Origin of the sequence: Pseudomonas sp. MS19 (assembly GCF_013277615.1) — a bacterium.
Classification (GTDB): domain Bacteria; phylum Pseudomonadota; class Gammaproteobacteria; order Pseudomonadales; family Pseudomonadaceae; genus Aquipseudomonas; species Aquipseudomonas marincola.
The window spans coordinates 33,940-56,263 of sequence record NZ_VBTO01000014.1 but is presented as its reverse complement, the minus strand read 5'-3'; the positions used below and the strand labels follow the sequence as shown (position 1 = coordinate 56,263).

21 protein-coding genes and 1 tRNA gene are annotated in these 22,324 nt (G+C 57.0%); 16 read left to right on the top strand and 6 right to left on the bottom strand.

All coding sequences use genetic code 11. The annotated features are described in order from the left end of the window. Positions 1-123 precede the first annotated feature (123 nt). Positions 124-402, bottom strand: a complete 279-nt coding sequence (locus tag FEZ62_RS15980) for a hypothetical protein (protein WP_150549421.1) — start codon at positions 400-402, stop codon at positions 124-126. A 285-nt stretch (positions 403-687) separates the two neighbouring features. Between FEZ62_RS15980 and FEZ62_RS15975 the strand changes: the two genes are divergently transcribed. The 9 genes from FEZ62_RS15975 to FEZ62_RS15935 all read left to right on the top strand — a co-directional run bounded on the left by FEZ62_RS15975 (position 688) and on the right by FEZ62_RS15935 (position 9,781). Further along, positions 688-2,148: an NAD(P)/FAD-dependent oxidoreductase gene (locus FEZ62_RS15975; RefSeq protein ID WP_172928862.1), complete on the top strand. Its 1,461-nt coding sequence runs from the start codon at positions 688-690 to the stop codon at positions 2,146-2,148. Further along, positions 2,132-3,061, top strand: a complete 930-nt coding sequence (locus FEZ62_RS15970) for an alpha/beta hydrolase (RefSeq protein WP_172928860.1) — start codon at positions 2,132-2,134, stop codon at positions 3,059-3,061. Before FEZ62_RS15975 ends, FEZ62_RS15970 begins: the two co-directional genes overlap by 17 nt. Beyond that, positions 3,061-3,822, top strand: a complete 762-nt coding sequence (locus tag FEZ62_RS15965; protein ID WP_172928859.1) for an SDR family oxidoreductase — start codon at positions 3,061-3,063, stop codon at positions 3,820-3,822. Before FEZ62_RS15970 ends, FEZ62_RS15965 begins: the two co-directional genes overlap by 1 nt. Before the next feature lie 281 nt (positions 3,823-4,103). After that, positions 4,104-4,445 carry a ribonuclease E inhibitor RraB gene (locus FEZ62_RS15960; protein ID WP_069898628.1) on the top strand — a complete coding sequence of 114 codons (342 nt, stop codon included), beginning with the start codon at positions 4,104-4,106 and terminating at the stop codon, positions 4,443-4,445. A 108-nt stretch (positions 4,446-4,553) separates the two neighbouring features. Continuing rightward, positions 4,554-5,261 (top strand): type 1 glutamine amidotransferase, encoded by a 708-nt coding sequence (locus FEZ62_RS15955; protein WP_090508478.1) that lies wholly within the window; start codon positions 4,554-4,556, stop codon positions 5,259-5,261. Between the two features lie 413 nt (positions 5,262-5,674). After that, on the top strand, positions 5,675-7,084 hold the full coding sequence (locus FEZ62_RS15950) for a circularly permuted type 2 ATP-grasp protein (RefSeq protein ID WP_090508477.1): 1,410 nt from the start codon (positions 5,675-5,677) through the stop codon (positions 7,082-7,084). 143 nt (positions 7,085-7,227) lie between these two features. Beyond that, positions 7,228-8,178 carry an alpha-E domain-containing protein gene (locus tag FEZ62_RS15945; protein WP_069899675.1) on the top strand — a complete coding sequence of 317 codons (951 nt, stop codon included), beginning with the start codon at positions 7,228-7,230 and terminating at the stop codon, positions 8,176-8,178. Then, positions 8,175-8,972 (top strand): transglutaminase family protein, encoded by a 798-nt coding sequence (locus tag FEZ62_RS15940; protein WP_069898622.1) that lies wholly within the window; start codon positions 8,175-8,177, stop codon positions 8,970-8,972. The genes FEZ62_RS15945 and FEZ62_RS15940 overlap by 4 nt, the downstream gene beginning before the upstream one ends. 74 nt (positions 8,973-9,046) lie before the next feature. After that, a complete protein-coding gene (locus tag FEZ62_RS15935) occupies positions 9,047-9,781 on the top strand; it encodes a peptidase (RefSeq protein WP_150549417.1) in 735 nt (244 codons plus the stop codon). A gap of 3 nt (positions 9,782-9,784) precedes the next feature. Here FEZ62_RS15935 and FEZ62_RS15930 read toward each other — a convergent pair whose 3' ends face one another. Beyond that, on the bottom strand, positions 9,785-10,594 hold the full coding sequence (locus tag FEZ62_RS15930; RefSeq protein WP_172928857.1) for a cytochrome c: 810 nt from the start codon (positions 10,592-10,594) through the stop codon (positions 9,785-9,787). Further along, complete coding sequence (locus FEZ62_RS15925; protein WP_172928855.1) at positions 10,591-10,950, bottom strand: rhodanese-like domain-containing protein; 360 nt, start codon at positions 10,948-10,950, stop codon at positions 10,591-10,593. The genes FEZ62_RS15930 and FEZ62_RS15925 overlap by 4 nt, the downstream gene beginning before the upstream one ends. Positions 10,951-11,569: 619 nt before the next feature. Between FEZ62_RS15925 and FEZ62_RS15920 the strand changes: the two genes are divergently transcribed. The 3 genes from FEZ62_RS15920 (at position 11,570) to FEZ62_RS15910 (ending at position 15,919) form a co-directional block, all read left to right on the top strand. Next, positions 11,570-12,775, top strand: coding sequence for an acetyl-CoA C-acetyltransferase (locus tag FEZ62_RS15920; RefSeq protein ID WP_172928853.1), 1,206 nt, complete (start codon positions 11,570-11,572; stop codon positions 12,773-12,775). A 66-nt stretch (positions 12,776-12,841) separates the two neighbouring features. Next, positions 12,842-14,989: a 3-hydroxyacyl-CoA dehydrogenase NAD-binding domain-containing protein gene (locus FEZ62_RS15915; RefSeq protein ID WP_172928851.1), complete on the top strand. Its 2,148-nt coding sequence runs from the start codon at positions 12,842-12,844 to the stop codon at positions 14,987-14,989. Between the two features lie 201 nt (positions 14,990-15,190). Beyond that, positions 15,191-15,919, top strand: coding sequence for an amidotransferase (locus FEZ62_RS15910; protein ID WP_172928849.1), 729 nt, complete (start codon positions 15,191-15,193; stop codon positions 15,917-15,919). A 69-nt stretch (positions 15,920-15,988) separates the two neighbouring features. Here FEZ62_RS15910 and FEZ62_RS15905 read toward each other — a convergent pair whose 3' ends face one another. Both FEZ62_RS15905 and FEZ62_RS15900 read right to left on the bottom strand, forming a co-directional pair. Further along, the gene (locus FEZ62_RS15905; RefSeq protein WP_172928847.1) at positions 15,989-16,720 is read right to left on the bottom strand and encodes a 1-acylglycerol-3-phosphate O-acyltransferase; all 732 of its coding nucleotides are present in this window, start codon (positions 16,718-16,720) and stop codon (positions 15,989-15,991) included. 201 nt (positions 16,721-16,921) lie between these two features. After that, on the bottom strand, positions 16,922-17,611 hold the full coding sequence (locus FEZ62_RS15900) for a crotonase/enoyl-CoA hydratase family protein (RefSeq protein ID WP_069898606.1): 690 nt from the start codon (positions 17,609-17,611) through the stop codon (positions 16,922-16,924). A 291-nt stretch (positions 17,612-17,902) separates the two neighbouring features. Here FEZ62_RS15900 and FEZ62_RS15895 point away from each other — a divergent pair. From FEZ62_RS15895 to efp, 4 genes are all read left to right on the top strand, one after another. Further along, positions 17,903-17,992 (top strand) — tRNA-Ser (locus tag FEZ62_RS15895). A gap of 224 nt (positions 17,993-18,216) precedes the next feature. After that, the gene (locus FEZ62_RS15890; protein WP_150549410.1) at positions 18,217-18,426 is read left to right on the top strand and encodes a hypothetical protein; all 210 of its coding nucleotides are present in this window, start codon (positions 18,217-18,219) and stop codon (positions 18,424-18,426) included. 153 nt (positions 18,427-18,579) lie between these two features. After that, on the top strand, positions 18,580-19,707 hold the full coding sequence (gene earP / locus FEZ62_RS15885; protein ID WP_172928845.1) for an elongation factor P maturation arginine rhamnosyltransferase EarP: 1,128 nt from the start codon (positions 18,580-18,582) through the stop codon (positions 19,705-19,707). 46 nt (positions 19,708-19,753) lie between these two features. Further along, on the top strand, positions 19,754-20,326 hold the full coding sequence (gene efp, locus FEZ62_RS15880; protein ID WP_069898600.1) for an elongation factor P: 573 nt from the start codon (positions 19,754-19,756) through the stop codon (positions 20,324-20,326). Positions 20,327-21,224: 898 nt separating this feature from the next. Here efp and FEZ62_RS15875 read toward each other — a convergent pair. Next, positions 21,225-22,181 (bottom strand): LysR family transcriptional regulator, encoded by a 957-nt coding sequence (locus FEZ62_RS15875; protein ID WP_172928843.1) that lies wholly within the window; start codon positions 22,179-22,181, stop codon positions 21,225-21,227. Between the last annotated feature and the right edge of the window lie 143 nt (positions 22,182-22,324).

Here is a 22,324-nt window from a genome sequence, read left to right as displayed (position 1 = left end):
ATATCTCGCCGACCGGCTTTTGCTCAGTACAAAGCTCGCGCCGCGACTCGCAGCGTTCGCTGCAGCAATGCTTACCTGGTTTGCCGCGCCTTGTTAAACCTGCAGGCGCTGAGATTTGCCCGCTCAGGCCGCGCTTCTGTGCTGCGGCGCCGAATCCATCAGGCTCAGGCCGTTATCCAGATGCTGGTCGACCAGCCATTTACCGTGGGCGATCGAAGCATGTTGAGCTTTATCCAGCTCATCGAGAAAAGCCTGTTGCATGGGCAAGGGCAGCCGTCGGGTGACCTGGCCGTTGGGCAGGGTGATGCGACAGCCGCCAGCCCAGGGCGTTGGAATGCCCGGATGCTCCATCACTTCTGCCTGAATCAGATGATCGCGGTGAGTGCACTGTAGGGTTGTCATGATTATTACCTCGCTGTATCGAGGCTGGCTGCTGCTAAAGGGCGCATTGGCGTGCCTGTACGCAGATGCCAGCTAAGAGTCCCCAGCACCATTAAGCCTAGTTCACAGCTTTTCGGTTTTCAGGCTGGCACGACATGCGGTTGCACAGCACGAGGTGGCATTCTTGCCTATTTAGCCGATGCTTTGACCGAAAATAACAATTTTAAAGTCAGCTGTGCGATAACCCTGAATAAGCCATTTGCTTAGCATCGGGCTATTGTTGGCGAGTGTTTCAGGGAGTTAATAATGTATAATAAATCCCATCGCGTACTCATCATTGGCACAGGGTTTGGCGGCGTTGGTCTGGCCATCAAACTCAAGCAGGCGAGTATCGACGATTTTATTTTGCTTGAAAAGGCCAGCGGTGTGGGTGGCACCTGGCGTGAGAATTCTTATCCGGGCGCTGCCTGTGATGTGCCTTCGCATCTCTACTCGTTCTCGTTCGAGCCCAAGCTCGACTGGTCACGCAAGTTCGCACCGCAAGCGCAAATACTCGGTTATTTGCAGCACTGTGTAGCCAAGTACAAGTTGACTGAGTCGATTCGCTTCAATGCCGAAGTGGTGAGCGCCGCCTTCGACGCGAGCGCAGGTGAGTGGCGGGTGAACCTGGCGGATGGCGAGCAACTGAGTGCGACGGTGCTGGTGAGTGCCTGCGGGCAATTGAGCCGGCCCATGTACCCAAAACTTGCGGGCATCGATGCATTTAAAGGCCCGGCCTTTCACTCGGCCTGCTGGCGCCATGATCTGGATCTGCACGGCAAGCGCGTAGGGGTGATTGGCACGGGGGCTTCGGCGATCCAATTTGTTCCGCGCATCCAGCCACAGGTTGAGCACCTCACCTTGTTTCAGCGCTCGGCAGCTTATGTAATCAGCAAACCTGACCGACTGTACCGCGCCTGGGAATTGGGGCTGGTCAAGCAGATGCCCTGGCTGCAGAAGATTGACCGTGGCCTCAAATACATCCATCACGAAGCACGTGGCCTGGCGTTTATCAGCATGCCGAGCTTGATGAAGCCCATGCGCTACCGGTTTGTGCAGAACCTCAACAAGGCCATCCGCGATCCGGCCAAACGCGCTGCTTTAACGCCAGATTATCCCATGGGCTGCAAGCGGGTGCTGATCAGCAATGACTACTACCCGGCGCTGGCGCAGGACAACGTCACGCTGGTTAATCAGGCCATCAGTCACGTCAGTGAGCGCGGCATCGTCACTGAGGATGGCCAGGAACATGCCTTCGATGTGCTGATCTACGGCACGGGTTTCAAGACCTCTGAGTTTCTCGCGCCCATGCAGATTACCGGGCTCGATGGCGTGTCGCTCAATCAGGCGTGGCAAGAGGGCGCGCAAGCGTACAAAGGCATCAGTGTCAGCGGGTTCCCGAATTTCTTCATGCTCTACGGGCCGAACACCAATCTAGGCCATAACTCGATCATTTATATGCTCGAAAGCCAGTACCGTTATGTGCTCAGCGCAATCAAACAGCTGCAGTCAAAGCAGTTGCGTTACGTCAATCTCAAGCCAGCAGTCGAGACGAACTACAACAGCGGCGTTCAGCGCGCGATCAAACATACGGTGTGGGATCAGGGCTGTACCAGTTGGTACATCAGCGCTGCGGGCAAACACACCAATAACTGGCCGGGTTACACCTTCAGTTACCGGCAACTGACACGGAAGATGGAGCTGACCGATTATGAATGCGTACGCTGAGTTTTCAGCCCCGGCCGTCACTCAGCCGACCCTGCGTCGCTGTTTGCGGTTCGCTCTCAAAGTTTGCTTTCGCAGCGTTATGCGCCCGCCGGTGCCCATCGCCATTCAGCGCGGCACGATCAATCTGCTGACCGCAGTCAATCTGGCCAAGCTCGATGGCACGCGCACGTTGCGTAACATTGCCGGCCGTCCTTGCGAGTGGTATCGACCTTCGGTGCCGAACGGCAGTGTGATGCTCTATCTGCATGGCGGCGCTTACCTGGTGGGTAGCCCGCGTAGCCACCGTTCCATCTGCACGACATTGGCACGTCTTGGCCAGATCGAGGTTTGCGCGCTGGACTATCGCATGGCACCGGAACACCCGTTTCCGGCCGCGCGCGATGATGCGCTGGCGGCTTATCAGGCGTTGCTGGCTCAAGGCTACGCCCCCGAGCAAATCGTGGTGGCCGGTGATTCGGCCGGTGGCAACCTGAGCCTGGTGCTGGCGCTGAGACTGCGCGAGTTGGGGTTGCAGCAGCCAGCGGCGCTGGTGTGCTTTTCGCCGCTGACCGACTACACGGGATTGCAGCACCACACGCCAGAAGGCGGTGACCCGATGTTGCATCCGGCGTGGCTGCAGCAATCGGCGCAACTCTACTGCCCGATGGAAGTGGCGCTCGAGAGCCCTGAGCTGTCGCCGGTTTATGCCGATCTCCAGGGCCTGGCACCCATGCTGATTCAGGTTGGCGAAGATGAGGCGCTGCTCAATGACAGCGTGCGCCTTGCAGAGCAGGCGGAACGCGCAGGTGTGAAGGTGGAGCTGGAACGTTATCCAGGGCTTTGGCACGTGTTTCAGGTTTACGCAGGCGTGTTGGAAGTCTCTGATTTTGCCTTGGAGCGGGCCACTGCGTTTCTGAAATCACGAGGTTGCTGATGAACAATATTCTGATCACCGGGGCGGCTTCGGGCATTGGCGCCGCCACGGCGCGAATCTTTCACAAGCGCGGCTGGAAGGTCGGTCTGCTGGATGTCAACGAAGCGGCGTTAAGCCAGTTAGCTGCCGAGCTTAACGGCGCCTGGCATCAGCCTTTGGATGTAACCGACCTTGCGGCTGTACAAGATGCAGTAAAGCTTTTTGCCGAGGCCCACGATGGGCAGTTGCGTCTGCTTTTCAACTGCGCGGGGATTTTACGCTTTGGCTATTTCGCCGAGATCGAACCGGCCGCGCATTCGCAGTTGTTGCAGATCAACGTGCAGGGTGTGATCAACATGACTCACGCTGCGTTTACGTACCTGAAGCAAACCAGCGATGCCCAGGTGATTAATATGGGCTCTGCTTCGGGGCTCTATGGCGTGCAGCACATGGCCACGTACTCGGCCTCAAAATTTGCCGTGCGCGGGCTTACCGAAGCGCTGAATCTGGAGTGGGAGCGCTACGGGATCAGCGTTGGCGACCTGATGCCGCCATTCGTTAACACGCCGATGGTGACTAGCCAGACGTTTTCACCGCCTGTCCTCAAACGCCTCGGGGTTAATCTGGCTGCTGAGGATATAGCCGAAGCCTGCTGGCAACAGGCGCATCAACCGCGCGTACACCGGCCGATCAGCTTGCAGTTCAAGTTGCTTTATTGGTCCGGGCAAATTAGTCCTGTCTGGCTCACGCGTCTTGTCATGCGCTGGCTAGGACGCGACTGATAGTCGGCTGCAGTGCCGCACAGCGGGGTTTTGCTGCTTGTTATCAGGAGGCTATGCAAGCTGTACAAGTTGGCGCTAGGATGGAATAGACGCCACTGGATTGTTTGTCATGAATTCGTGCGCGTTGTCCGGGTTTGATTCCAAGCCTGGCTTATGACACATCAAGTAGATCCTTGCTTGATTCTCGGGCGCCACCTGTTTGGGTGTCGCGACACCGCAGCTAGATGTGCGGTTGCTTTGGAACAGCGTTAATTTCGTCCATCGCCTGAGGGGGTCGTTTCATGAGCACAGCCATGCATGATGATGTCAGCAGCAATGTACTGCAGCGGATGAAAGAGGGCGGTTTTGATTTTTCGGCCTTTCACCCAATCGAGTTCTACGCCATTTTCCCGGATGAGGAGCGGGCCCGCACAGTGGCTAAAAACTTTCGTGGAGAGTCATGCAACACCCAGATTACCGTGCGAGAAGACGGTGCCTGGCACCTGCAAGTAAGCAAGGTGATGTTTGCGACATACCACGGTATTGGTGACTTTGAACAAGACCTTGAAGCGCTGGTAATTCCGCAGGGAGGTAAACTTGAAGGCTGGGGTGTGACGCAGGAGCTCAAGCGTCTAAACCCTTGATTCAGCGACATCCGCGTCACCACACCGGCTGGTTACAGGCCAGCCGGTGTATCACCCAAAGCTCGACCGCACCGCCTGCATGCCGCAAACTTGGCGCAGGAGGCTGTTATGACCGATATAGTAATTCTGACCCACATTGATTATTGCCACCCTGGCCACCTTGCCCGGGTGCTGGATGAGGCGCAGCTGGATTTCAGCGTGCTGCGTGTTGATCTGGGTGAGCTCGACGGTCTCGATCTCGACCGGCCCAAGGCGGTCGCCATCATGGGCGGGCCCATGAGCGTTAATGATCCGTTGCCGTGGCTGCAAACCGAAGTCGCTGCGTTGCAGCACTTTATCCGGCGCGACATACCCATGATCGGCCATTGTCTTGGCGGCCAGTTGCTGGCCAAGGCGCTCGGCGCGCAGATCCACAAAATGCCCTACACCGAGAGCGGCTGGCAAACCCTTGAGCGTACGCCCACGGCGGCGCAGAGCCCGTGGTTGAGTCATCTGCCAGAGCAGTTTGATATTTTCCAATGGCATGGCGACACCTTCATGCTCCCCGACGGCGCGCAGCCTCTGCTGCGAAACCCGTGGTGTGAGAATCAGGCATTTGCCTGGGGCGATAAGATTCTGGCGCTGCAAGGTCACCCCGAAATGACCGAGGAGCTCGTCCGCCAATGGCTGGGTGACTGGTCGCACTTGCTTGATCCATCCGAGCCGAGCCAGCAATCGCTGGACACGATGCTGAGCAATCTTCAGCAACGCGTGCGTGATCTCAATCGCACCGCCGAGGGTTTTTACCGGCATTGGCTGGCCATGATGGCGGCTTGATCTGTACGGCAACGGCTCGGGTTTGTGCGTGCCCGGGCCTGCCCATTTACCCAATCAAAACGGTCGGCAACAACGCTGAGCGCAATGCTCCCAAACATCAGGTCGGTCAGTCTTGATGCAACATCCAGCTATGCTCCTGCTGGGTGTTGGCGCCAATTATGAAACTTGCATGAACCTAACGAGTGGTTTGTTGCTGCAAAAGTGGCTGGCGCGTACAAGTAACACCTTGATGCAAACCTTCTGCGCAAAATGTGCTTTGGTTTGGAGCATTGGCTTTGCTGGGCGCAGTTCACGTGGGCTGTTTTGGTGCGGCTCTGTTTTTCGTGGGCTATAACTAATTGATTAATAACAATTAATCAGACTGGCTCAGGCCTTGCAATGCTCCACATCAATCGGGTGACAAGGAGCAGAGCATGGCCCGCAGCTTTTATGACGAAATGTATATGGCCAATGGTGAGTGCCGTTCACATTATCGTGACTTCACCCGCTGGTTAGCCGAAACCCCGCAAGATCTGCTGGCGCAGCGCCGCCGTGAAGCCGACCTGTTATTCCACCGTGCCGGGATTACCTTCACGCTTTACGGCGATGATCAGGGCACCGAACGGCTGATCCCATTCGACATCATCCCGCGCAGTATCCCAGCCAGTGAATGGGCCGTGGTCGAGCGGGGCTGTATCCAGCGTGTTCAGGCATTGAACATGTTCCTTACCGATCTCTACCACGATCAGAGAATCATCAAGGCCGGTGTGATTCCAGCCGAGCAGGTGCTGGCGAACGACTGTTACCAGTTGGCCATGCAGGGGCTCGATTTGCATCGCAACACCTATGCGCACATTGCCGGTGTCGATCTGGTGCGCGATGGCGACGGCAGCTATTACGTCCTCGAAGACAACCTGCGCACGCCCAGCGGCGTGAGCTACATGCTCGAAGACCGCAAGATGATGATGCGCCTGTTTCCCGAACTGTTCGCGGCGCAGCGGGTAGCACCAATTGATCATTACCCGAGCCTGTTGCTCGACACGCTGCGCGCCTCATCACCGCTCGACAATCCGACCGTGGTGGTGCTCACGCCGGGGCGCTTCAACAGTGCCTATTTCGAGCATGCGTTTCTGGCGCGTGAGATGGGTGTAGAGTTGGTCGAAGGCGCAGACCTGTATGTGCGTGACGACAAACTGTTCATGCGCACCACTTCGGGTCCCAAGCAGGTCGATGTGATTTACCGACGCCTCGATGATGCCTTCCTCGATCCGCTGGCATTCAACCCGGATTCAATGCTCGGCGTACCCGGGCTACTTTCGACCTATCGCTCGGGCAATGTGGTGCTGGCCAACGCCATTGGCACTGGGGTGGCGGACGATAAGTCGATCTACCCCTACGTCGATGAAATGATTCGTTTCTATCTCACTGAAGAGCCGATTCTCAAAAACGTACCGACCTGGCAGTGCCGTAAACCGGCTGATCTGTCACATGTGCTGGCTAATCTGAGTGAGCTGGTGGTCAAGGAAACTCAAGGCTCGGGTGGCTATGGCATGTTGGTGGGCCCGGCTGCCAGCAAGGCCGAGATTGAGGCGTTCCGCGCCCGCCTGATCGCCAAACCACATGCCTACATTGCTCAGCCAACCTTGTGCCTTTCGACCTGTCCAACCTTTGTTGAGCAGGGCATTGCACCGCGGCATATCGACTTGCGTCCATTTGTGTTGTCTGGCCGCGAAACCCGGCTGGTGCCGGGCGGTTTGACGCGTGTGGCGCTGCGTGAGGGCTCCTTGGTCGTCAACTCATCGCAAGGCGGTGGCACCAAGGATACCTGGGTCGTCGAGGACTAGAACAAGGGCATTGCGCAGACTGCATTGCGGGCTATCAACAAGACAACAAGGAGGGTTTATGCCAGGCATTGATCACACCACGTTCTGCACCGTTTTGGCTGCAGGCCTCCGCGTTGGCACATTACTGTGAGCATGGGCTGATTATGTTGAGTCGAACTGCCTCGGATTTGTACTGGATGTCGCGTTATCTGGAGCGTGCCGAAAACCTCGCACGGATGCTCGATGTCAGTTATTCACTTTCTCTGATGCCACAAGACGGCAGCAAACATGGCCTCGATGAATTGGCCATGCCGTTGCTGATTACGGGCACGCTGGACGAGTACCTGGAAAAGTACGGACAGATGCATGCCGAACGCATGCTGACCTTTTTCGCCCTCGATCCGCAGAACCCGGCGAGTATCTATTGTTGCCTGCAAGCGGCCCGTACCAACGCGCATGCAGTGCGTGGGCGCATCACGGCGGACATGTGGGAGAACATCAACTCAACCTGGCTGGAGATTCGCGGCATCTCCGAGCAGGGGCTTGGGCGTTACGGCATCAGCCACTTTTGTGAGTGGGTCAAGCAACGCTCGCACCTGTTCCGTGGCGCTACGTTCGGCACCATCATGCGGGGCGAGCCGTACCGGTTCATTCGACTGGGCACCTTTATCGAGCGCGCCGACAACACCTTGCGCCTGCTCGACGCGCGCTATGAATTGCTGGGCGAGGACATCGACGAAATTGACGGTCGACCGGCCCGCAGCTATTACCAATGGACCGCTTTGCTTCGGGCGTTGTCATCGTTCGAAGCCTTTGCCGAAATCTATCGAGGTTCACCCAACTCGAGACGGGTGTCCGAGTTATTGCTGTTACGCCCAGAACTTCCGCGCTCATTACGAGCCTGTGTAGACGAGTTGAATCTGATGCTCAGTGGCTTGCCGGGTGACAACGGCCGGCCCGCACAACGTCTGGCCGCCGAATTGCTCGCGCGGCTGCAATACACCGTCATCGATGAAGTGCTTGAAGAAGGGTTGCATACCTGGCTGACGGATTTTATCCAGGTGGTCCGCGAATTGGGCCAAACCATTCAAGCGTCCTATCTGGAGGTTGCATGAGACTTTCTATCAGCCACGACACGACCTATCACTATGAAGATCAGGTGCGGGCGAGCATCCAGTATTTACGCATGACCCCGCACGACAGTGAGCGCCAGCAAGTACTCAACTGGCAGCTGAATCTGCCGCGGCCGGTGCGTGCGCAGGTCGATCCGTACGGCAATATTCTGCATGTGCTGACCATGGACGAGCCGCACGAGTCGATCGTAATCGGCGCGCAGGGCGTGGTCGAAATCAACGAGACCCTTGAAGCCGAACACGAAGCGCTTTCAGCGTATCCATTCTTGCGCTTCACCCAATTAACCGAGGCGGATGATGCATTGCGCGAATTCAGCCTCAAGCAGTGTCACGACCGGCGTGACCGCAGTGCTCTGATCGACCTGATGCACGCGCTCAATTCGCATATTGAATATGTGCCGGGCACTACGGCGATTGAAACCAGCGCAGCGCAGGCATTCGCCGGCCGCCAAGGGGTGTGCCAGGACCATGCGCATGCGTTTCTTGCCTGTGCTCGCGCGTTGGGGATTCCGGCGCGTTATGTCTCGGGTTATCTGTACACAGACAGCAGTGATCATCTGGCCAGCCATGCATGGGCCGAGGCCTGGCTGGATGATGCCTGGTACAGTTTTGACGTCACCAACTGCCTGGATAAACCGTCGCGTCACTTGAAGTTGGCGGTCGGGCTGGACTATCTGGATGCCTGTCCGGTACGTGGCATGCGGCGCGGTGGCGGTATCGAGCAAATGCGCGCCCGGGTCGAAGTTGCATCGACGCCCATGGTGCAAGAACAGTAACCACTTTGTAGCCTCAACACGCGCTCAGCCCGGCTTGTCTGGTCTGAGCGTTTTGTCTTTTTAAGGGATTAATCATGACCTATTGCGTGGCAGCCAAACTCACAGCCGGACTGGTGTTCATCTCGGATACCCGCACCAATGCCGGTATCGACCATATCGCGACCTTTCGCAAGCTGCATGTATTTGGTGTGGCGGGCGAGCGGCTGATTGTCCTGCAGTCGGCTGGCAATCTGGCCACCTCGCAGGCGGTCATCAGCTTGTTGCAGCAGCGGCTCAACACGGACTGGGTCAACCTGAACAGCGTGAGCAGCTTGTTTGCTGCGACCACGCTGGTGAGTGACACCATGCGCGAAGTGCTCGAGCGTGATATGCAGGGCGTACTGGCCAAAGGCGTGGACATGAGCTGCTCGTTCTTGCTTGGCGGGCAGATTCAGGGTGGGGCGCCTGAGCTTTACAACATCTACCCGCAAGGCAACTTTATTGCCGCCACCGAAGACACGCCTTACTTCCAGATTGGCGAGAGCAAATACGGTAAGCCAATACTGGATCGCTCGCTGGACTGCTTCAGCAGCTTGCAGGATGCGCTGCGCTGCGCCTTGATCTCGTTCGACTCGACCTTGCGCAGCAACTTGTCGGTAGGCATGCCGCTGGATGTGTTGGTGTATCACAGTGACAGCCTGAATATCCCGGCTGGCTTTCGGGTTGAAGAAGATGATGAGTACTACAACCTGATCCGCCAGCGCTGGAGCGCGGAGCTGAGCAAAGCCCTCACTGAGTTGCCCGAGCCGAGCAACTGCTATGGCTTGTAGTGGCTAGGGCAGTTGAACCTTGTGCTGCACCATGTGCGCCAGATAGGCGATCAGGTCATTGAGTTGCTCATCGCTGATGGCGCGGCTGTCGAATCCGGGCATCTTGCCTTGTGGCCAGCGGCGCAGGCTCTGCGGGTCACGGATGTAGGACTTTAGAAAATCCCCGGCCAGATACTCGGTCGGATTGTGCGGCACGTTCAGATCGGGCCCGAACTGCGCATCGCCAGCGCCGTTGAGGCGGTGGCAGGCCAGGCAGTTTTTCTGAAACTGGACGAATCCACGTTCAACCGCTGCGCTCGCATCCTCACCCGGTACCAGCGCAGGGTAACGCTGCGCCACTGAGGTTTGCTGGCGCAAGGTCGCGATTTGAAACGGCCACTGTTCCGCGCCAATGCCGCTGGCTTCGGGGTTCAGCCAGACCAGATAAAACGGCCCGGCGCTGGGCTTGCCCGCAGCCAGTGCGGGCCACGGGTCTTTAGGGTCTTCCACCGCCAGCCAAGCCTGTGCTGCTGTGTTGCCAAGGATAACCGGCAGGGGTAATTCGGCAGCAAAGCCGTCCAGTGCGATCGCCTGTAGATGATCGTGCGGTTGCAGTTCACCCAGCAGTGCCTTGAGCGGCACAGCGCGGTATTGCATGGGTTTCTTGTAGCTGACATCGGCCGGGATGCTGACAGTTTGCACCTGCGGATGGGCAAGCAATTGTTCACTTGACCAGTGCTGGGTGCCGATATTGGTTTGCACACTGAGCTGCGCGCTGTGGCTGGTGGTGCTGAACAGCGAAGCGGCGAGGAATATCCCGAGCAGGCGCGTCATGGCTGTGACTCCAGCGCCTTGGCCAGCGCTTCGTAACCGCCGGCATTGATCACATTGCGAAAGCCCATGGCTTGCAGGGTGTTTTGCGCAATGCCTGAGCGTGCGCCGCTGCGGCAATAGAGAACAATCGGGGTGTCTTTGTCCGGGCTCAGTTGGCCTATTTGTTGGGCAATCTGCTCGTGGCCGATGCGTGTGGCGCCGGCAATTGAGCCCGCCGCGAATTCAGGCTGGGTGCGCACATCTATCAGGACTGTTTGCGGGGCGTTGAGCGCCTCAAGTGCGGCGTTTAGCTGAGTATCGCTGGCCTGAGTCATCAGGCTGAAAAACATGAGGGCAAAAGCACAAAGAATACGCATGGCGTCTCTCAACTGAACGGTGAGAATCACCCTAGCATATTGCGCTTATAGGCCGAATGTCAGGCGGGAATTGCCAAGCCCGGTTAATTAACCAGGCGCGTGAGATTGGGCAGAATCAGCACCACGGTAATCGCAAAGACGATGAGACCTGCCTGACGGTACTTAGGCTGTTTGAACATGGCCAGATACCCTTTTTGTTAATGGGGCGACTTTCAAGCAAAAGCCAGTGGCTCTTTAAAGTGCCCAGTGTGGTGCTAACCGCTCCGGCAAAACCCGGCAGCGAATCATGCGCAGAACCGCTCTCGCGTTTACTGCCAGCACGGGTAACTGTAGGGGGCCTGAGAAGTTCTATTTATAAGATTTGGTTTCTAAAGCCACACGTTCTTGGGTTTATGGTTATTAATTGATGCGCGAGGAATTGAGCAGCCCTTGCGCTAGACAGGAAATTCCAGAGCTGGCCACTAAAGCGCCAGTATTTGACCGTTCGTCTGAGCGCTCAGGTCAATTGGCCTGAGCAGTTCTGTCATTGAGTCCGCTGGGCTGGCGCGTATGGTGGAGTCTGAACCGGTAGAGTGCCAGCCAAAGCTGGTGTGACCGCCGCCAAAGGAATGAGGACGACATGAACGAAGCATTCATATTCGATGCAGTGCGCACGCCCCGTGGTAAAGGCAAGAAAGACGGCGCGCTTTACAGCGTCAAGCCCGTGAATCTGGTGGCTGGACTACTGCGCGCGTTGCAGGCGCGCAATAACCTCGATACCAGCCAGGTCGATGACATTGTGCTCGGCTGCGTAACGCCGGTCGGAGATCAGGGCGCAGACATAGCCAAAACAGCAGCCATGGTTGCCGACTGGGATGTCAGCGTTTCCGGCGTACAGCTCAATCGTTTTTGCGCCTCCGGGCTCGAAGCCGTGAACTTGGGGGCGATGAAGGTTCGCTCCGGCTTTGAAGATTTGGTCGTAGTTGGCGGTATCGAGTCGATGTCGCGCGTGCCGATGGGCTCTGACGGCGGCGCGTGGGTGATGGACCCGCAAACCAACATGCACACTCATTTCACCCCGCAGGGTATTGGCGCCGACCTGATCGCAACCCTCGAAGGCTTTAGCCGCACAGATGTCGACAGCTATGCCATGCGCTCTCAACAGAAGGCCGCACGCGCACGCGGTGATGGCTCATTCGACAAGTCGCTGATTCCGGTCACCGATCAAAACGGTGTAGTGCTGCTTGATCATGACGAGTTCATCCGCGCGGACTCGACGCTTGAAGGCTTAGGGAATTTGAAACCGAGTTTTGCCATGGTCGGCCAGATGGGTTTCGACAGCACCGCGTTGCAGGTTTACAGCCACCTCGAAAAAATCGAGCACGTACACACGCCAGGCAACAGCTCGGGCATTGTCGATGGCTCGGCGCTGATGCTGATCGGCTCCAAGGCCAAGGGCGAGGAGTTGGGCTTGAAACCGCGCGCACGGATTGTTGCCACGGCGGTGACCAGCACCGACCCGACCATCATGCTCACTGGCCCGGCGCCTGCTACGCGCAAAGTGCTGGCCAAGGCCGGGCTGCAAGTCAGTGATATCGACTTGTTTGAAGTCAATGAGGCGTTTGCCTCTGTGGTCATGAAGTTCATGAAGGAAATGGCCGTCGATGAGTCGCGGGTCAACGTCAACGGTGGTTCGATTGCCATGGGGCATCCGCTCGGTGCGACCGGCTGCGCGATTCTCGGCACCTTGCTCGACGAACTCGAAGCGCGTGAGCTGCGTTACGGCCTTGCGACGCTGTGTGTCGGCGGCGGTATGGGTATCGCCACCATCATTGAACGTATCTGATCATCACGCCAAGCCGTGCGCCAACTTGAGCGGCGCAGGCCTGCACAGTGTCGGGGAAAGAACAGCATGACTGAAGCTATTCGCTATGAAAAAGGCCCGGACGATATCGTCGTCCTGACCATTGATATGCCGGGCCAGAGCGCCAACACCATGAATGCGGATTACCGCAGCGCCATGGCGGCGACTGTGGAACGCCTGGAGACTGAAAAGGAGCAGATTCGCGGGGTGATTATCACCTCGGCGAAGAAGACCTTCTTTGCCGGCGGCGACCTCAATGAACTGGTTAAGGTGACTCAGGCCGATGCGCCGCAGTTCTACCAGATGACGCTTAACATCAAGGCGCAATTGCGCCGCCTTGAAACACTTGGCAAGCCGGTAGTGGCGGCAATCAATGGTGCTGCGTTGGGCGGCGGTTGGGAGATTTGCCTAGCCTGTCATCATCGTATCGCGCTGGACAGCAGCGCGGTGCAGATCGGCTTGCCGGAAGTCACTCTCGGTTTATTGCCGGGCGGCGGCGGGGTGGTGCGCATGGTGCGTTTGCTGGGGCTGGAAAAAGCCCTGCCGTACCTTGCCGAAGGCAAGAAGTTGCGCCCTGATGCGGCCTTGAAGGTCGGCTTGATCGATGCGCTGGCCAGTGACCGTGAAGACATGATGGCCAAGGCCCGTGCCTGGATCATGGCTAACCCAGAGGCCAAGCAGCCCTGGGATCAGGCCGGTTACAAAATGCCGGGTGGCACACCGGCAACGCCGAGTGTGGCGCAAATGCTCGCCATCGCGCCTTCGGTATTGCGCGATAAAACCCGTGGCTGCTACCCCGCGCCAGAGAAAATCATGTGCGCTGCGGTCGAGGGCGCACAGGTCGATTTCGACACCGCGCAACTGATTGAGGCGCGCTACTTCACCGAGCTGACCACTGGCCAGGTGGCGAAGAACATGATTGGCACCTTCTGGTTCCAACTCAATCAGATCAATGCCGGTGGTTCGCGCCCCAAGGGATACGAGCCGAGCAAAACCCACAAGGTCGGGGTGATCGGCGCCGGCATGATGGGCGCAGGGATTGCGTATGTTTCGGCGGCAGCCGGTATCGAGGTGGTGCTCAAAGACGTATCCATCGAGGCGGCCGAGAAGGGCAAAAGCTATTCGGCTGCGCTGCTGGATAAGAAAGTCGGTCGCGGCCAGATGAGTGTCGACAAGCGTGATGCCTTTCTTGAGCGCATTCGCGCAACCGACAAGGATGCCGACTTCGAAGGCTGCGATCTGATTATCGAAGCTGTGTTCGAAGACCGTGATCTGAAAGCCAATGTCACCGCAGCCGCTGAGGCCGTAGCGCTGAATGATGCGGTGATTGCCTCGAATACCTCGACCCTGCCAATTACCGGGCTGGCTACCGCTGTGGCCGGACAAGACAAGTTCATCGGCCTGCATTTTTTCAGCCCGGTCGACAAAATGCCGCTGGTTGAGATCATCAAAGGTGAGCAAACCAGCGATGCAACTTTGGCCCGTGCGTTTGACTACGTCATGCAGATCAAGAAAACCCCGATCGTGGTGAACGACAGTCGCGGCTTCTTCACCTCGCGGGTGTTCGGCACGTTTACCAACGAAGGGCTGGCGATGCTTGGCGAAGGCGTTGCGGCGCCGCTGATCGAGAACGAGGCGCGCAAGGCTGGCATGCCGGTTGGCCCTCTGGCGATCAGTGACGAAGTCTCGATGAGCTTGATGAGCCACATTCGCAAGCAAACCATCAAGGACTTTGCCGAGGAGGGGCGAACCCTGCCGGAGCACCCGGCGTATGAGGTAATTGAGCTGATGCTCAGTGAGTTCAAACGCAGCGGCAAGGCGGCCGGTGGCGGCTTCTATGAGTACCCGGCCGGCGCCAAGAAGCATCTATGGTCGGGGTTGAAGGAGCACTTCGAGAAAGCGGACGGGCAAATTCCGGCGGTTGATGTGCGCGACCGCATCCTGTTCATTCAAGCTATCGAAACGGTGCGCTGCCTTGAAGAGGGCGTGTTGCTTTCGGTCGCCGACGCCAACATCGGTTCGATCTTCGGCATCGGCTTCGCTGGCTGGACGGGCGGCGCGTTGCAGTTTATCAACCAGTACGGCATCAAAGACTTCATCGCCCGAGCCGAATATCTGGCTGAGCAATACGGTGATCGCTTCCTGCCGCCGGCGCTGCTGCTCGACAAGGCTGCCAAGGGCCAGTTGTTTCAGTAGCTGTTAAATCGGCGCAATAAATGGCTGCAGTTAAACGCTGCAGCCATTTTTTTTAGCTAATCAGAAAATATGATCTGCGATCGCAGATTTTTCTTGTAATATTTTGCCCGACGGGCGCCCCTGCCTATTGCCTAGTTGCGCCTGGCAGGGCACGCTATTACACGGTTTATATCAATCACCTGCGTTTAGGGATTCTGCCTAATGCCGTTGCAAATCTGTATTTTGGAAACCGATCATCTTCGCCCGGAGCTGGTTGACCAGTATCAGGGCTATGGCTACATGTTTCAGCAGCTGTTTGCTCAGCAGCCGATCGCTGCCGAGTTCACGGTTTACAACGTGGTGGCCGGTCATTACCCGGCAGACTCCGAGGTTTACGATGCGTATCTGGTAACAGGTAGCAAGGCAGATTCTTTCGGCACTGATCCTTGGATTGAAACCCTCAAGACCTACTTGCTTGACCGCTATCAGCGCGGGGACAAGTTGTTGGGCATCTGCTTCGGCCACCAACTGCTGGCGTTGTTGCTAGGCGGCAAGGCTGAGCGTGCGACTAACGGCTGGGGTGTTGGCGTGCATAATTATCAATTGGCCAATAAGCCTGCCTGGTTGCAGCCGCAGACCAATGATTTTTCATTGCTGATCAGCCATCAGGATCAGGTCACTAAACTGCCGGAAAACGCCACGTTGTTGGCATCCAGTGAGTTTTGCCCAATCGCCGCCTACTCGATTGATGATCAAGTCCTGTGCTTCCAGGGTCATCCCGAGTTCGTGCCAAGCTACTCACGTGCGCTGCTCGATCTGCGCCAGCAGTGCATCGGCGAAAACAGCTACCGCAAAGGCATCGACAGCTTGCAGCAGCAGCATCAGGGCAGCACTGTTGCTGAGTGGATGATGCGTTTTGTGGCCAATGGCCGTGACTCTGCCGCGCTTTAGCCGGTGAGCAAAGACGCGTAAAAAAGCCCGATGCAGTTGCCTGTATCGGGCTTTTTCATAGGCGCTGGATTAACCGGCTGCCTGCTCGGTCAGCTCGCGGGTCATCTGGTCGATGCAATCTTGCATCTGCACGCGGCATTGCTCGATCAATGCTGGCATGTCGCTGTGGGTCAGGTGCGCCGTTTCAATCGGGGCCAGCGAGCGGATCATGATTTTCCCCGTGTTCCAGCGACCGAGTTTAACCGTGCTCGCGTAATGGCTGGTGCACACCGGAATAATCGGCACGCCAGCGTCAATCGCCATCTGGAAAGCCCCGCGCTTGAATGGGAACAACTGCTGGCCCGGATTGCGCGTGCCTTCAGGAAATACCCAGATCGAGGTGTCGCGGTTCTTCAGGGTTTCGGTGGTGGTTTGCATCGCCTGCTTGGCCTTGCGCGCATTGCCGCGATCCAGCAATACATTACCTGCCAACCAATAAAGCTGACCAAAGAACGGCACCCACTTAAGGCTTTTTTTGCCCAGGCTGACGGTACGTTCAGGAACGACGCGGCCAAGTACATAAAGGTCATAGTTGGATTGGTGATTGGCAATGATCACGCACGCGCGTTTTTTCGCGAACAGCGTGGAGACCTCGGTTTTCAGGTTTATGCGCAAAATCCACAACGCGGGTATTGAGTAGAGACGGGCGCAAAGGCGACTGTTGTCGGGGTTAAAGGGACGGCAGATGCACAGCAGCAAACCGGCTACACCGGCAATTACGAAGTGCAGCCCCATCAACAGCATCCGGGCAATAAAAAGCATCAGCTACGACCGACTTAAAATAAGGGCGCGCAGTGTACGAGGGCCGCTTGGGAACAGCAATTGGCCATAGACAACAGGTTGTTACCAGCACAATCGAGGGCAAGGCGCAGAGGCTCTGGCCTGATGCTTGCGGGGGGAGTGGGGAGGCGCAAAACCCTGCACAAACATACCCTCAGGCATGTTCATGCAGGGCAGAAGCACTTAGAAGCTGAACGATTTGTCCAGTTCGATTGCCTTGTCGAGCGTTTCAAGCAGCGCTTTGCGCACCTTCAGCTTGGTGTTTTTATGCGCCTTCATATTGATCTTCTTCATTTGTTCGGCCGCGGCCCGTGCCGTTGGCAGTAGCGCGTCGGCGGCGACAACCTTGTCGAGGAAGCCGGCTGAAAGCGCGCCCTGCGGGTCGAACATCTCACCGTTGATGACGGAGCGTTGGAACGCCGATTTGCGCAGGCGATCACGCGCCAGTTCAATGCCGACGTGGTGCATGGTCATGCCGATCTGCACTTCGTTGAGGCCAATGCTGAACGCACCTTCAACGCCAATCCGGTAGTCGGCAGAGAGCAGAATGAACGCCCCTTTGGCTACCGCGTGACCGCCACAGGCCACGATAATCGGATAGGGGTGGGCGAGCATGCGTCGGGCCAGCGTCGAGCCAGCGGCGACCAGGTCAATTGCGTTCTGAGGACCGGATGTCATTACTTTGAGGTCATAGCCGCCAGACAAAATGCCTGGCTGGCCAGTGATGATGACGATGGCCTTGTCTTGCTCGGCTTGATCCAGTGCTGTGTTGAACGCGGCGATTACGTCTGGAGAAATGGCGTTGACCTTGCCATTGCTCAGGGTCAGGGTGGCAATACCGTCTTCAAGTTGATAGCTAATCAGGTCGCTCATGCTCGGGTTTCCTACTCAAGAAGTTGGCTGACGTTACCCATACAATCGACGCCGGTAAAGTGCGGTGACTGACTGATGGGTCAGCGTACAGCTGTTCCACCTGCGATTGCGCAGCAGGCCGTGCCGATATGCGGGGCGATTCGGCAGATTCGCCTGCCAACAGATAGCTAAATGCCCCGTGATCAGAGAAAAATCTCATAAGCGCATGAATAGCCTGAAAAAACTTTTGCGTTTAAATCCATCTTCGGCTACATTAGCGCGCCTCGACAGACAGCAATGTCTTCGAGATCCGGTGAAGTGTCCGAGCGGTTGAAGGAGCACGCCTGGAAAGTGTGTATACGAGAAATCGTATCATGAGTTCGAATCTCATCTTCACCGCCACTTTCTCAAAAAGCCCCGTAAATCTTAGATTTACGGGGCTTTTTGCATTCTATGGGTGCTATTTCTGCGGTGCCCGCGCCACGCATTACCCAGCGTCCTGGCTTTGCGCACAGATCCTCTGCAAAGCGCAATCTTAAAAAGCCATAACCACTATTAATCCTGCTGATTGTTCATTCCTGCGGGGGTGTCTGAAAATAGACCCATCCAAAGTTATGGAGGTTCGTATGCCCCAACTCAGCATTATGTCCCTTGTCGGCAGTGCCGTTCCTGAAGCGCTTCGCGCCAGAGGTGCGTTGGCTTGTTGGTTTATTGTGGTTGATGGTGTGCAGATGTCCGGTCCATTCGCGTCCCGTGAGGATGCCGATCGCTGCAAAGCTGCCTGGGCGTCGCAACTGTCCGAGTTCGAGCCCGGCAATTACTCGATGACCATGTAAATACCTGTTTCCTCCCTTGAGCCGAGTTGCTCCTTCGGTTCACTTTAACCCACCCCTTGCGGTGGGTTTTTTCTGTCTGCAGCTTTTTGCCGGATACCCGTAGCCTGCGGCGAAAGGCTAAACTGGGCGCTGTTGAGTCAAGGGCGCAAATTTGTGAAGTGGGACATTTTCTGTAGTGTTGTCGATAACTTCGGCGATATCGGGGTTACTTGGCGTCTTGCCCGGCAATTGGTAGCGGAGCATGAGCTGCACGTACGCTTGTGGGTCGATGATGTCGCTGCATTTGCACGTATCTGCCCTCAGGCCAGTCCGGACGCCAGCGAGCAGGTGCAACTCGGAGTCGAGGTGCGTCAATGGGACAGTCAGTGGCAGCCGGTCGAACCTGCTGATGTGGTAATCGAGGCGTTTGCGTGTGAATTGCCTGCGGCCTATGTGCGTGCGATTACCGAGGGCAAGCGGCGGATTCTTTGGCTTAACCTTGAGTATTTGAGCGCAGAGGACTGGGTGAGTGGTTGTCATGGCTTGCCATCGTTACAGTCCGGGGGCGTGCAGAAGTATTTCTTTTTCCCAGGCTTTACTGAAGGCACCGGTGGTTTGCTGCGTGAGGCGGGTTTGCTTACACAGCGCCAGGATTTTGTGGCGAATGAGCAGGCTCGTCAGCAGTTCTTGCGCTCGATAGGTGTTGAGCCCATCGCCGGTGCGCGGCTGATGTCACTGTTTACTTACGAGAGTGCAGGTCTGTCCAGCTGGTTGGATGTGCTTGAGCAAGATTCGCAATGCACCCAGTTGCTGGTGCCTGAAGGGCGAATTCTCGCGGACCTTGGTCGCTGGCTGGCAGTTGATGATCTGAAAGCGGGCGACTCGCAGCGTCGGGGCGCACTGCACATCAACATCTTGCCGTTTATAGAGCAGCGCCAATACGACCAGTTGCTCTGGTGTTGCGACTTTAATGCGGTGCGGGGTGAGGACTCGTTCTTGCGCGCGCAATGGGCGGGCCGACCGCTGTTGTGGCATATATATCAGCAGGAAGAAGGCGCCCATTGGGAAAAAATGCAGGCCTTTTTGTCGCTTTACTGTCGCGACTTATCGCCGCTGGCTGGCGCCGCAATCACCTCGCTGTGGCAGGCTTGGAGTGCGCAGGAGTCGGTTGCAGAGCCCTGGCAGGCGGTGTTGCTGCATTGGGATGAGCTGTCGGAGCATGCCGAAAAGTGGTGTGAGCAGCAGGCCGAATATCAAGATCTTGCGACGACGCTGGTGCAGTTTCAGCAAAATTGGCTATGATACGCGGCTCAGAATTCTGTAACTCCATTCAAATCCGGATATTAGTATGAAAACCGCACAAGAAATGAAGCCCAACAGTGTGGCTCTGATCGACGGCCAACCTTGGCTTATCCAAAAGGCCGAGTTCACCAAGTCCGGTCGTAACAGTGCCATCGTTAAAATGAAGCTGCGCAACCTGTTGACCGGTTCCTCGACTGAAACCGTATACAAGGCTGACGACAAGCTTGAGCCGGTTATCCTCGATCGCGTAGACGTAACCTACTCGTACTACAGCGAGCCGAACTACGTTTTCATGGACGAAGAGTTCAACCAGTACGAGTTGAACAAAGACGACCTGGAAAGCGTTATGCCTTTCATCGTTGACGGCATGACCGACGTTTGCGAAGCCGTATTCTTCGAAGGCAAAGTTGTTTCTGTTGACCTGCCGACTACCATCGTTCGTCAGATCGCTTACACCGAAGGTTCTGCACGTGGCGACACGTCTGGCAAGGTGATGAAGCCTGCCAAGCTGAGCAACGGTACCGAAGTTAAGGTTGCTGATTTCTGCGAAATCGACGACTGGATCGAAATCGATACCCGCACTGGCGAGTACAAGTCGCGCGCTAAAGCACCGGTCTAAGACCTGCTTTAACCAGCGATCAAAAGAGCCCGGCCACTGCGCCGGGCTTTTTTTCGGCTGCAATTTGGCTTCGGTCGTAGGGGCGACGAGGTTTGGGCGTGACGGGTTTTTGCGTTCGGTTTTGGCAGTTTGCCGGATGATGAAATGCCACGCGCGGGAGATGCGGCGTTGCACACATTGCTATGACGGATTGCCCCGAGGGGCTATCCATCCTCCGGTTTTGGTATTCCCCGAGATTAGGGTGGAGGATGGATAAACCGCAGGTTAATCCGTCATGGCGATCTTTGGGTGTGATGGGGTTTGTGCTTGGTTTTGGCGATTTGCCGGGTTATGAAATGCCACGCGCGGGAGGTGCGGCGTTGCACACATTGCTATGACGGATTGCCCCGAAGGGGCTATCCATCCTCCGGTTTTGGTATTTCCCGAGATGGGGGAGGATGGATAAACCGCCGGTTAATCCGTCATGGCGATCTCTGGGTGTGGTGGGTTTTTGCGTTCGTTTTTGGCGATTTGCCGGATTATGAAATGCCACGCGCGGGAGATGTGGCGTTGCACACATTGCTATGACGGATTGCCCCGAAGGGGCTATCCATCCTCCGGGTTGGTGTTCCCCGAGATCGGGGGGAGGATGGATAAACCGCCGGTTAATCCGTCATGGCGATCTTTGGGTGTGATGGGGTTTGTGCTTGGTTTTGGCGATTTGCCGGGTTATGAAATGCCACGCGCGGGAGGTGCGGCGTTGCACACATTGCTATGACGGATTGCCCCGACGGGGCTATCCATCCTTCGGGTTGGTGTTGTCTGTGATCGGGATGTGGAGGATGGATAAACCGCAGGTTAATCCGTCATGGCGATCGTTGGGCTTGGGGAGCTTTGTGTATGGCTTTTGCGGCGGTATTTAACCCGCGGCGAACAGGCTTTGCAGGGAAAGGTCCCATGGCGCTACGGGGGCGAAGCGTTGTTTGAGAAACTCCAGTAGCAAGCGGCTGCGTGAGGTGCTTTCGCGGTCCAGGCGCAAGGCGTAGATACCGCTGGGTTCGGCGGGCGGCAGGCCGTTTTGGCAAAACAACGCCTGTAGTTCACCGCGCAACAGAGGTTCGTGAATCAACCATGTCGGCAGGTGGGCGATGCCAAGGCCGCCTATAGCGCTGAAGAGCAGGGCTTCGGCGTTATTGGCGGTCATGCGCAGGCGTTTGGGGCGGTACACGCTGGTTTTCCCTGAGTCTTCAAATCGCCACGCGTGCGGCGGGGCGAGGCTGCTCCAATCGAGTCCGTGATGCTCGGTCAACTCCGAAGGGGACTGCGGTGTGCCGTGTTGCGCCAGATACTCGGGGCTGGCGCAAGCAACGCGTACCAGCGGTGAGAGCGGCGTCGCCACCAGGCGAGTGTCGGCCATTGGGCCGATGCGCAACACCAAATCAACTTCGCCCAGATGCTCGCCCTGCAAATCAACAAAACTGTCGATCAGGCGTAACTGCACATCAAGGCCCGGATAGGCTTTGAGAAAGTCGGCGATGGCCGGCGCCAGATGCCGGCGGCCGAAGGGTGAGGGCGCATCAATGCGGATCAATCCCTCTGGCTGGGTTGTCAGCGATACCGCTTCGGCGCGGGCCAGATTCAGCTCGCCCAGAATGCGTCTGGCGCGCTCGGCAAAAGCTTGGCCGGCGGGTGTGACGCGCACGGAATGGGTGGTTCGGTTAAACAATACCGTGCCAAGCGAACGCTCAAGCGAATCCATGCGCCGGGCCACGGCTGACGGTGTTAACGGGTGACGTCTGGCGGCGGCCGAAAAACTGCCGGTGTCGAGCACATCGAGAAAAAGGCTGAGTTGAGTGTTGAGTGCATCCGGATTCATGGTTGTCCTGCTTTTGCATGGTGCGCATAGCCATTGTGCGCTGTTGTGCGTTTCCGGGATAGTCGCGAGCCGTTAATCTGGCGCCACCTGCTGCTTGAGTAAGCGGCATTTTTACGTGTTAGCTCTTTTGACCCTGAGGCCTG